This window comes from Nocardioides pelophilus, assembly GCF_014180685.1.
Taxonomy (GTDB): domain Bacteria; phylum Actinomycetota; class Actinomycetes; order Propionibacteriales; family Nocardioidaceae; genus Nocardioides; species Nocardioides pelophilus.
The window spans coordinates 1-10,799 of sequence record NZ_JACEHF010000143.1 but is presented as its reverse complement, the minus strand read 5'-3'; the positions used below and the strand labels follow the sequence as shown (position 1 = coordinate 10,799).

Genomic DNA, 10,799 nt, shown 5'->3' with positions numbered 1-10,799 from the left:
CGCCGTCCTGCAGGGCAGGGAGGACGGCCGCTGCGGGCAGCGGCGAGATGCCGATCAGGTCTTCCAGCGTGATGTCCGGTAGGTCCTCGGCGACCAGGGTGGCGGTCGGCGCCACCGGGTCGAGCTCGAAGGCGGGTGCCAGGTTCGGCATCGCGTACGGATCGATGATCCGCAGCTCCTGGCGGCGGCGGCGCAGCGTGTTGCGGCCGTAGGTCGTGATCTCGAGGACGTTCATGTGCATGGCCTTCGTGCGGGCCCTCCCCGTCGATCACACGCTAGGACCCCGCTGCGCCGCACGCCCACGGTTTCCCCGAGATTTAGCCCGATCGGATGAAGCCGCCGGAGACCCGGAACGCTGACCTCAGCGCGGGCGGCGGATCCGGTAGACCCCGCCGGAGACCTGGTAGCCGAGCTGGGCGTTGACGCGTCGGATTCCGACGTTGCTCTCCTCGTTCATGGTGTGGCAGACCGTGGCGCCCGCCTCGGCAGCGAGCAGGTGGGCGTACTGCTTCAGGGAGTACGCGAGGTTCCGGCCGCGGAACGCCCGGCCGACCCCGGTGTAGGCGATGCCGAACGCGCCGTTCTCGACCTCGCCGATGACGATCCCTGCCGGCGCTCCGTCGATGCGTGCGAGCGCGGCGACCTCCCGCTCCACCTTGGCCGCGATCTCGCGGTAGGTGTCGAGGGTGCTGACGAAGCCCTCCTTCGCCTCCGGGTTGGTCTGGCTGTCGCGGAGCATCGCCTCCACGGCCTCCTCGTCGGCGAACTCCAGCGACGAGACGTCCTCGAAGGTCACTCCCGGCGCCGGCTCGGGACGCGGCAGGTCGACCAGGTCCAGGTCGGACTCGATGCCGTGCTGGGTGACCTCGAACCCGTGGGCCACCGCGATCTCGAGCGACGCGGCATCGCTGTCGTCGATCGCTCCGCCGAGCATCTCGGTCTCGGTCGGCAGCGCGGCGAGCAGCTCGCCGTACACGGCGCTGCCGATGCCCCTGCGACCGTGGGACCTCGCGACCGTCACGTTGAGCAGGGCGATCCCTGCGGGGAACCAGGTGCCGCGCACCACGTTGCCCCAGCCGACGAGCGCGCCGTCGACGTACGCCGCGCGCACCTCGAGCAGCGCCAGCTCGGCCGCGTGGACGAACGGCCACTCGGCCTGGGCCCGCCGGAGCCGCGGGCACCGCTCCATCCGGAGCTGCACGAGTGGTTCGTACGACGACAGGTCGGGCACCCGGATCTCGACGGCCATGCCTGATCGTATGTCCGGCACCTCGACCGTCGACGTTTGTGAGTGAGTGCTCACTCACTTACACTCGATGAGTGGACGAGCAGCGGCGGGAGCGGGCGCGGCCGATGTCGCCCGAGGAGCGGCGCGAGGCCCTGATCGCGGCCACCCTCCCGCTGCTCTACGACCACGGCCGCGGGGTGACCACCCGGCTGATCGCCGAGTCGGCCGGGGTCGCCGAGGGCACGATCTTCCGGGTCTTCTCGTCCAAGGACGAGCTGGTCGACGCGACGGTCGCCAAGGCGTTCGAGCCCGGGCGGATGGTGGCCGACCTGCGAGCGATCCCGCTCGACGCGCCCCTGCGCGAGCGAGCGCTGGCGCTGACCGGACTCATGCAGCGCCGCTTCGCCGGGGTCTTCGTGCTGATGCGCAAGCTCGGCATGGCCGGTCCGCCCGAGCCGCCGCCGGACGACCCCGGGCGGACGCGGGCGATCGACGAGACGCTCCAGGCGATGGTCGACCTGATCAGCCCCGACCAGGCCGACCTCCGGCTTCCCGCCACGGAGGTGGTGACCATGCTCCGGCTGCTCACCTTCTCGGGCACCCACCCCAAGTTCACCGGCGGCGACACCCTGACCGCCGAGCAGATCGTGGACACCGTGCTGTACGGCGCGGTCACCCGCGACCAGTGCTCCTCCGGAAGGAACCACCGCTGATGCTGATCCGCCTCCTGCGGGAGTACCTCGCGCCGTACCGCGGCTGGCTCGCTGCGATCGTCGTGCTCCAGTTCACCGCGACGGCGGCGATGCTCTACCTGCCCAGCCTCAACGCCGACATCATCGACAGCGGCGTCGCCCAGGGCGACACCGGCTACATCGTCCGGGTGGGTGCCGTCATGCTCGTCGTCGCGCTGGTGCAGGCGGCGTGCTCGATGTCGTCGGCGTGGTTCGGCTCCCAGGCCGCGATGGCCTGCGGCCGCGACCTGCGGGCCGCCGTGTTCGGCCGGGTCGGCACCTTCTCCGGCCGTGAGGTCGCGACGTACGGCGCTCCCTCGCTGATCACCCGCGCCACCAACGACGTCCAGCAGGTGCAGATGCTGGCGATGATGACGTGCCTGATGGCGGTGACCATCCCGATCATGATGATCGGCGGGGTTGTGATGGCGATGCGCGAGGACTTCGGGCTGTCGTGGCTCGTGGTCGCCGTCGTGCCCGTCCTGTTCCTCTGCATCGGGATCGTCGTGTCCCAGATGGTGCCCGCCTTCCGGCAGGTCCAGGAGCGGCTCGACGACGTCAACCGGGTGCTCCGCGAGCAGATCACCGGCATCCGGGTGGTCCGCGCGTTCGTCCGCGAGCCGCAGGAGACCGCTCGGTTCGCCGTCGCGAACGACGACCTGACCGCGATGTCGGTGCGGGCCGGCCGGTGGATGGCGGCGATGTTCCCGCTGGTCATGGTGGTGTCCAACGTCGCCAGCGTGGGCGTGATCTGGTTCGGCGGGCACCGGGTCGACAGCGGGCAGATGGAGGTGGGTGCGCTGACCGCGTTCCTGGCCTACCTGATGCAGATCCTGATGTCGGTGATGATGGGCACCTTCATGTTGATGATGGTCCCGCGGGCCTCGGTCAGTGCCGACCGGATCGCCGAGATCCTCGACACCGAGACCTCGATCGTGCTGCCGGCCGTCCCGGTCACCGAGGTCCCCGTGGGCGGCCACCTCGACCTCGAGGACGTCGGCCTGACCTACCCGGGCGCCGAGGCCCCCGTGCTCGACGGGGTCAGCCTGTCGGTCCGCCCGGGACAGACGGTCGCAGTGATCGGGTCGACCGGCGCCGGGAAGACGACCCTGGTCAACCTGGTGCCGCGGCTGCTCGACGCGACCGCCGGCCGGGTGCTGGTCGACGGGGTCGACGTCCGGGACCTCGACCCCGAGCTGCTGTGGTCGCGGATCGGCCTCGTGCCGCAGCGCGCCTTCCTCTTCACCGGCACCGTCGCCTCCAACCTGCGCTACGGCAACCCGGACGCGTCCGACGAGGAGCTCTGGCGGGCGCTCGAGATCGCCCAGGCCGCCGACTTCGTGCGCGCCATGCCCGAGCAGCTCGACGCCCCGATCGTGCAGGGCGGCACCAACGTCTCCGGCGGCCAGCGGCAGCGGCTCGCGATCGCGCGGGCGCTGGTACGACGCCCGGAGATCTATCTCTTCGACGACGCCTTCTCCGCGCTGGACGTCGCGACCGACGCCCGGCTGCGGGCGGCGCTCCGCGCCGAGGTGATGGCCTCCGGCGAGGTCGCGTTCGTGATCGTCGCTCAGCGGATCGCCACCATCCGCGACGCCGACGAGATCATCGTGCTCGAGGACGGGAAGGTGGTCGGGCGCGGCACCCACGACCAGCTGGTGAGCGACAACCCGACCTACCAGGAGATCGCGGCCAGCCAGGGGATCATCGAGGGGGCCGCCGCATGAGCACCCCCGATGGTCGAGGAGCCCCCGGCGACCCCGGTCCCACCGTTGGTCGAGGAGGTCCCGGCGACCCCGGTCCCACCGTTGGTCGAGGAGGTCCCGGCGACCCCGGTCCCACCGTTGGTCGAGGAGGTCCCGGCGACCCCGGTCCCACCGTTGGTCGAGGAGGTCGCTCTGGCGACCGTCACGAGACCAAGCCCGCCACGCTGAAGCAGACCGAGCGGGTCGTCCAGGGACCTGGTGTCGGTCGTGGCCCGTTCGGCGGCGGGATGGTGGGCCAGAAGGCGCACGACTTCCGCGCCTCCGGGCGGCGGCTGCTGGGGTTGCTGAGGCCGGCGCGGTGGCGTGCGGTCGCCGTGCTCCTGCTGGCGGCGGGCAGCGTCGCGTCGGTCGCCGTCGGACCGTGGCTGCTCGGCAGGGCGACCGACATCGTCTTCAACGGCTTCATCGGCAAGCAGCTGCCGGAGGGGACCACCCAGGCCGACGCCGTGGCCGCGGTCGAGGCTCGGGGCGACGACCAGCTGGCCGGCTTCCTCCGCGGACTCGACCTGGTGCCCGGTCAGGGTGTCGACTTCGGCGCGGTCGGGCAGGTGCTCCTCCTCGTGCTGGCGATCTACGTCGTGGGGCAGGTGCTGGGCTGGCTGCAGGGCTGGCTCGTCAACGACGTCGTGCAGGAGACCGTGCGCCGGATGCGGTCCGACGTCGAGGAGAAGATCCACCGGCTGCCGCTGGCCTACTTCGACCGGCAGCCGCGCGGCGAGCTGCTCAGCCGGGTCACCAACGACATCGACAACGTCGCGCAGAACCTCCAGCAGACGATGAGCCAGCTGCTCACGTCGCTGATGCTCGTCGTGGGCGTGCTCGGGATGATGTTCTGGGTCTCCCCGCTGCTCGCGTTGATCGCGTTGGTCTCGGTGCCGCTCGCGATGATCCTGACCGCGCGGATCATGAAGCGCTCGCAGAAGCAGTTCATCAACCAGTGGCGCCAGACCGGGCGGCTCAACGGCCAGATCGAGGAGGCCATCTCCGGCCACGCGCTGGTGACCGTGTTCGGCCGCCGCAAGGCGGTGGAGGCGGAGTTCGCCGAGGCGAACGAGGAGCTCTACGAGTCGTCCTACCGCGCGCAGTTCGTCAGCGGCCTGGTGATGCCGGTGATGATGTTCATCGGCAACCTCAACTACGTCGTGATCGCGGTGATCGGCGGGCTGCGGGTCACCAGCGGGGCGATGACGCTGGGGGAGGTGCAGGCGTTCATCCAGTACTCCCGCATGTACACCCAGCCGATCACGCAGATCGCCTCGATGGCCAACCTGCTGCAGTCCGGCGTCGCGTCCGCCGAGCGGGTCTTCGAGCTGCTCGACGCCGAGGAGGAGGTCCCCGACGCGGACACCCACCCCGGTGGTCGAGGAGGTCGCCCTGGCGACCGTCACGAGACCACGCGCGACACCACCGGTGAAGTCGCGTTCGAGAACGTCTCGTTCTCCTACGAGCCCGACGAGCCGCTGATCGAGGACCTCTCGCTGGTCGCCCGGCCGGGGGAGACGGTCGCCATCGTCGGCCCGACCGGGGCCGGCAAGACCACGCTGGTCAACCTGATCATGCGGTTCTACGAGCTCGACGCCGGCCGGATCACCCTCGACGGCGTCGACATCACCGCGCTGCCGCGCGCCGACCTGCGCAGCCGGATCGGCATGGTCCTCCAGGACACCTGGCTCTTCGACGGCACGATCCGCGACAACATCGCCTACGGGCGACCGGACGCGACCGACGAGGAGGTGCGCGAGGCCGCGCGCGCGACGTACGTCGACCGGTTCGTCCACTCGCTGCCCGAGGGCTACGAGACCCATGTGGACGACGAGGGCTCGAACCTCTCGGCCGGCGAGCGGCAGCTGATCACCATCGCCCGTGCCTTCCTCGCCGACCCGGCGCTGCTGATCCTCGACGAGGCGACGTCGTCGGTCGACACCCGCACCGAGCTGCTGCTCCAGCACGCGATGGCGGCGCTGCGCACCGACCGGACGTCGTTCGTGATCGCGCACCGGCTCTCGACCATCCGCGACGCCGACCTGATCCTGGTGATGGAGCACGGCCGGATCGTCGAGCAGGGCTCGCACGCCGAGCTGCTCGAGCGCGCCGGCGCGTTCGCGCGGCTGCACGCGGCGCAGTTCGCTGCTGCCGCTGTCTGAGGGCGCTGTCTGAAATCCCGTTGTGTGGCAGGGGGTGTCCGACCTACCGTTGTCGGACACGAGAAAGGAGGTGATCCGAGGAATGATTTCCTATAGGACGCGTGAGGTGGTTGCCGGTTAGGCGACCCCAGCGACGGGGTGGGATCACCCCGATCTCTGATGCCGGGCTGCCGGCCAATCCACAGCAGCCACCCGACCCGCAGGTGAACCGGGCACGTCCCCCGGGCGGTCCACTCGGACCACACCTGCGGGTCGCTCCTTTTGGATGGGCCGAGCGTGTCGCAGATCGTGCGGCGCCGCCCCGGCCCCTCGCTTCGCTCGGCCCGCGGGCGCCGCACGATGCGGGCTTCGCCCGCCGTGCGCCACGCTGCCGGCCGATCGACTCGGCAAGAAGTTGACGGGGTCAACCAATCTTGAATAAGGTTGACGGCATCAACCAATCTTCCGAGCAAGTCGAGGCCCCTCCCGCATGACCCAGACCGTGCCCGCCGCGCAGAACGCCGTCCGGAGCGGCGAGATGTCGCACCGCGAGATCATGGAGGCGCTGACCGGGCTGCTGCTCGCGATGTTCGTCGCGATGCTGTCGAGCACGGTCGTCACCAACGCGCTTCCGGCCATCGTCACCGACCTCCACGGCAGCCAGACCGGCTACACCTGGGTGGTCGTGGCGACGCTGCTGACCATGACGGCGACCACGCCGATCTGGGGCAAGCTGGCCGACCTGATGAGCAAGAAGCTGCTCGTCCAGGCCGCCCTGGTCATCTACTCGGCGGGCTCGCTCATCGCCGCCTTCGCGCCCGACATGGGCGTGCTGATCGGTGCCCGGGCGATCCAGGGCCTCGGCATCGGCGGTCTGACCGCGCTGGTCCAGGTCGTGATCGCGTCGATGGTGTCGCCGCGTGAGCGCGGTCGCTACAGCGGCTACATCGGTGCGGTGTTCGCGACCGCCACGGTCAGTGGCCCGCTGATCGGCGGTGTGATCGTCGACAGCCCGCTGGGCTGGCGGGGCTGCTTTTTCGTCGGGCTCCCGATCGCGGCACTGGCCTTCGTCGTACTCCAGAAGACGCTGCACCTGCCCGTGGTGCGCCGCGACGACGTCTCGATCGACTACGTCGGCGCGACCCTGATCATGGCCGGCGTCAGCGTGATCCTGGTCTGGGTGTCGCTCGCCGGCACCGACTTCGCCTGGCTGTCGCAGACGACCGCGCTGATGGTCGGTGGCGGGCTGCTGCTGGTCGCAGCCGCCCTGTACGTCGAGGCGCGGGTCGCGCGCGAGCCGGTGATCCCGCTCCGGCTCTTCAGGGACCGCACCATCGCGCTCGCGACCGCGGCGTCGGTGATGATCGGTGTGGCCATGTTCGGGGCGACGGTCTACCTCGGGCAGTACTTCCAGCTGGCCCGTGGGATGTCGCCGACCGAGGCCGGCCTGATGTCGATCGCGATGGTGGGTGGCCTGCTCGTGTCGAGCACGGTGACCGGTCGGCTGATCACGGCCACCGGGCTGTGGAAGCGCTACCTCGTCGGCGGCACGGTGCTGGTCGTCGTCGGGCTGGTCCTGCTCGGCACGATCGACGCCGAGACCCCGCTCGGGGTCGTCGGTGGCTACATGCTCGTGCTCGGCCTCGGCATCGGCGCGACGATGCAGAACCTGGTGCTGGCCGTGCAGAACACCGCCCGCCCCAGCGACCTCGGCGCCGCGAGCTCGGTGGTCGCGTTCTTCCGCTCGATGGGCGGCTCGATCGGCGTCTCGGCGCTGGGAGCCGTGCTGGCCCACCAGACCGCTGCCCAGGTCAAGGACGGCATCGCGAAGCTCGCGGCCGACGGCCGGCTCTCCGCCGAGCAGCTCGCCGGCCTGCAGCACTCCACCGGTGAGATCCCCGACCTGGACGCGCTTCCGGGGTCGGTGCAGTCGGTCTACGAGGCCGCGATGGGCGATGCGACGGGCCACCTCTTCCTCATCGCCCTGCCGTTCGCCATCGTTGCGCTCATGTGCGTGCTGTTCATCAAGGAGACGCCGCTGCGGACGCAGTCCGGCCTGGTCGATGCCGCCCCCGAGGCGACCGGCGACCTCGAGGAGCGCGCCCGATGAGTACGCCGACCGGCCGCGCCGACGGGTTGCGCCAGCTCGAGCAGGAGGTCGGCGTGCTCGTCCGGCGGGTGCGCCGGGTGATCCACGAGCGGGCCCGGTCGGTGCACCCCGACCTGCAGCCGGTGTCGTACCTGGTGCTCGGCTACCTCCTCCACGACGGCCCGGTGCGGGCGTCGGCGCTCTCGGTGGCGTTCGACATGGACAAGGGCTCGGTCAGCCGCCAGGTCCAGACGCTGCTCGACCTCGGGCTGCTCGACCGCACGCCCGACCCGGCCGACGGCCGGGCCACGCTGCTGTCGGTCAGCGACGAGGGGCGCCGCCGGCTCGCCGACGTCGCCGACCACCGGCGCAAGCTGCTCGCCGAGCGGCTCGGTGACTGGTCCGAGGCCGACCTCGACCAGTTCGTCGGCCTGCTGTCCCGCTACAACGCGGCGCTCTCGGACGACTGAGGTCTCGAGACGCGGCCTACGTGCGCAGCCAGACGGCGGTGTTCGCGGGCAGCCGGTCGCCGACGGGGCCGCTGCTGATCAGCACCTCGCCCTCGGGCATCGCGACCGAGCGCTGGCCGGCGTTGAGGAGCACGGTCACCTCGCCGCGCCGGAGCACCAGCACGTTGCGCTTCGCCTCCGCCACGCATGCCATCCCGTTGCCCCGCACCCACGTGTTGCGGGCAGCAAGCGCGCGCCGGTAGAACGCGAGGGTCGAGGTCTCGTCGACGCTCTGGGCAGCGACCGTGAGGTCGGCCCAGTCGTCGGGCTGCGGGATCCACGGCTGCGTCCCACCCGGTCCGAAGCCGTACGGCGGCGCCGTCCCGTCCCACGGGAGAGGGACCCGGCAGCCGTCGCGGCCCGGCTCGCCCGTGCGGAACCAGGACGGGTCCTGCCGCGCCTCGGGAGGGACGTCGACCTGCTCGATGCCGAGCTCCTCGCCCTGGTAGAGGTACGCCGAGCCCGGGAGGGCCAGCATCACCAGAGTCGCGGCGCGCGCCCGGGCGAGACCGACCGCGCCGCCGCCGTACCGCGTCGGGTGGCGGACGACGTCGTGGTTGCTGAGCACCCAGGTGGGTGGCGAGGCGTGGGCCGTCGCGAGCGCGGCGATCGAGCTGTTGATGACGTCCGCGAAGTCGCGGGCCGACCAGTGGGTCGCGAGCCACCCGAAGTTGAAGGCCTGGTGCAGCTCGTCGGGGCGCACGAAGTCGGCCATCGACTCCGGCGTCTGGGTCCACGCCTCGGCGACGCCGATGCGATCGCCCCGCGCGTCGCCGTACTCGTCGAGCACCTTGCGCCACCGGCGGTAGACGTCGTGCACCTCCGGCTGCTCCCACATCGGCTCGTCGCGCAGCACCCGCTCGACCATGGAGCCGGTCGGGCTCTCGGCGAGGTCGGACCGGTTCTGGTCGCGCAGGCTCTCCTCCTTGAACAGGCCGTGCGCGACGTCGACCCGGAAGCCGTCGACCCCGCGGTCCAGCCAGAACCGCAGCACGCCCTCGAACATGTCGCCGACCTCGGGGTTGCGCCAGTCGAGGTCGGGCTGGCTGGTGTCGAAGAGATGCAGGTACCACTGGCCGGGCTTGCCGCCCGACGACCCCGGCTCGGTGATCCGGGTCCAGGCCGGCCCGCCGAAGATCGAGTCCCAGTTGTTGGGCGGCTTGCTGCCGCCGCGGCCCTTGCCGTCGCGGAACAGGTAGCGCGCCCGCTCGGGGGAGCCCGGCGGCGCGGCCAGCGCGGCCTGGAACCACTCGTGCTGGTCGGAGGTGTGGTTCGGCACCAGGTCGACGATGACGCGGAGCCCGAGCTCGTGCGCGCGAGCGATCAGCGCATCGGCGTCCGCCAGCGTCCCGAACAGCGGGTCGACCTCGGTGTAGTCGGCGACGTCGTAGCCGTGGTCCTTCTGGGGTGAGCTGTAGAACGGCGTGATCCACAGCGCGTCGACGCCCAGGTCGCGCAGGTAGGGCAGCCGTGAGGTGATGCCGGGGAGGTCACCGACCCCGTCGCCGTCGCCGTCGGCGAAGCTGCGGACGTAGACCTGATAGACGACCGCTTCCTGCCACCAGCTCACGTGTTGTCCTCGAGATCGACGTCGATGCGAGGGTTCAGGGTACGTCGACCCCGCCCTGGTGCGGTGTCGGGAGTCGATGCCGGGGTGGCTACTGGAAGAGCTGGTCGCGTCCGGGTCCGCCGTCGAGGGTGTCGTGACCGCGACCTCCGCGCAGGACGTCGTCGCGGTTGCCGCCGAAGAGGGCGTCGTCGCCCTGGCGTCCGAACAGCTGGTCGGACCCTCGACCGCCGTGCTGGTGGTCGTCGCCCTGGCCGCCGGTGACGATGTCGTCGCCGCCTGCGGTGCAGATGATGTCGGCGTCACCGCGGCCCTCGACGATGTCGTTGCCGCCCCTGGCGACGATCACGTCGGGTCCGGGGGTGCCGACCAGGACGTCGTCACCGGGGGTGCCGACGATGGTGGCGTCCCGGCCCTCGCAGGTGGGGACCGGTGGGATGCGGGTCCACCAGGCCAGGAGGGTCACGTCGGTGGTCACGGGGGTGGTGAAGTCCCACCGGGTGTTGGCGTGGTGCCAGCCGGTGAAGGTGTAGCCGGTGCGGGTCGGATCGGCGGGTTCGGTGGCCGGCGTGCCGTAGTCGAGGGCCTGGGTGGTGACGGGGTCGCCGTTGTTGGGGTCGAACCGCACGGTCGGTCGGGCGAGGTGGAGGGTGACGTTGGGAGCCTGACCCGGTAGCCCGGACACCTGATCTGTAGCGATGATCGCTGCAGGAGAGGAGTCCGTAGATGCCTGCACCACACCCACCGGAGTTCCGCCGCAGGGCAGTCGACCTGGCCCGCAAGCCG

The 10,799-nt window shown here is 71.0% G+C and carries 9 protein-coding genes; 5 read left to right on the top strand and 4 right to left on the bottom strand.

All coding sequences use genetic code 11. From position 1 onward, the window contains the following. The coding region (locus tag H0488_RS18265) for a hypothetical protein (protein WP_183100667.1) at positions 1-235 on the bottom strand (235 nt) is incomplete at its 3' end. Between the two features lie 126 nt (positions 236-361). Then, the gene (locus H0488_RS18260) at positions 362-1,249 is read right to left on the bottom strand and encodes a GNAT family N-acetyltransferase (RefSeq protein ID WP_183100666.1); all 888 of its coding nucleotides are present in this window, start codon (positions 1,247-1,249) and stop codon (positions 362-364) included. A 71-nt stretch (positions 1,250-1,320) separates the two neighbouring features. Between H0488_RS18260 and H0488_RS18255 the strand changes: the two genes are divergently transcribed. From H0488_RS18255 to H0488_RS18235, 5 genes are all read left to right on the top strand, one after another. Continuing rightward, on the top strand, positions 1,321-1,941 hold the full coding sequence (locus H0488_RS18255; protein WP_183100665.1) for a TetR/AcrR family transcriptional regulator: 621 nt from the start codon (positions 1,321-1,323) through the stop codon (positions 1,939-1,941). Next, positions 1,941-3,686, top strand: coding sequence for an ABC transporter ATP-binding protein (locus H0488_RS18250; RefSeq protein ID WP_183100664.1), 1,746 nt, complete (start codon positions 1,941-1,943; stop codon positions 3,684-3,686). Before H0488_RS18255 ends, H0488_RS18250 begins: the two co-directional genes overlap by 1 nt. After that, positions 3,683-5,869 carry an ABC transporter ATP-binding protein gene (locus H0488_RS18245; RefSeq protein ID WP_220794761.1) on the top strand — a complete coding sequence of 729 codons (2,187 nt, stop codon included), beginning with the start codon at positions 3,683-3,685 and terminating at the stop codon, positions 5,867-5,869. The genes H0488_RS18250 and H0488_RS18245 overlap by 4 nt, the downstream gene beginning before the upstream one ends. Before the next feature lie 469 nt (positions 5,870-6,338). After that, complete coding sequence (locus tag H0488_RS18240) at positions 6,339-7,958, top strand: MFS transporter (protein ID WP_246372431.1); 1,620 nt, start codon at positions 6,339-6,341, stop codon at positions 7,956-7,958. Further along, positions 7,955-8,407, top strand: coding sequence for a MarR family winged helix-turn-helix transcriptional regulator (locus H0488_RS18235; protein ID WP_183100663.1), 453 nt, complete (start codon positions 7,955-7,957; stop codon positions 8,405-8,407). The genes H0488_RS18240 and H0488_RS18235 overlap by 4 nt, the downstream gene beginning before the upstream one ends. 16 nt (positions 8,408-8,423) lie before the next feature. Here the strand turns inward: H0488_RS18235 and H0488_RS18230 are convergent, their stop codons facing one another. Both H0488_RS18230 and H0488_RS18225 read right to left on the bottom strand, forming a co-directional pair. Continuing rightward, entirely contained in the window at positions 8,424-10,016 is a 1,593-nt protein-coding gene (locus H0488_RS18230; RefSeq protein ID WP_183100662.1) for a glycoside hydrolase family 13 protein, read from the bottom strand. Between the two features lie 88 nt (positions 10,017-10,104). Then, entirely contained in the window at positions 10,105-10,698 is a 594-nt protein-coding gene (locus H0488_RS18225) for an InlB B-repeat-containing protein (protein WP_183100661.1), read from the bottom strand. Positions 10,699-10,799: the final 101 nt, after the last annotated feature.

What these genes read in the sequence shown, in the direction of transcription:
- H0488_RS18250 (WP_183100664.1), top strand. Translation starts at nt 1,941, where the DNA reads ATGCTGATCCGCCTCCTGCGGGAGTACCTCGCGCCGTACCGCGGCTGG.
- H0488_RS18245 (WP_220794761.1), top strand. Translation starts at nt 3,683, where the DNA reads ATGAGCACCCCCGATGGTCGAGGAGCCCCCGGCGACCCCGGTCCCACC.
- H0488_RS18240 (WP_246372431.1), top strand. Translation starts at nt 6,339, where the DNA reads ATGACCCAGACCGTGCCCGCCGCGCAGAACGCCGTCCGGAGCGGCGAG.
- H0488_RS18260 (WP_183100666.1), bottom strand. Translation starts at nt 1,249, where the DNA reads ATGGCCGTCGAGATCCGGGTGCCCGACCTGTCGTCGTACGAACCACTC.
- H0488_RS18235 (WP_183100663.1), top strand. Translation starts at nt 7,955, where the DNA reads ATGAGTACGCCGACCGGCCGCGCCGACGGGTTGCGCCAGCTCGAGCAG.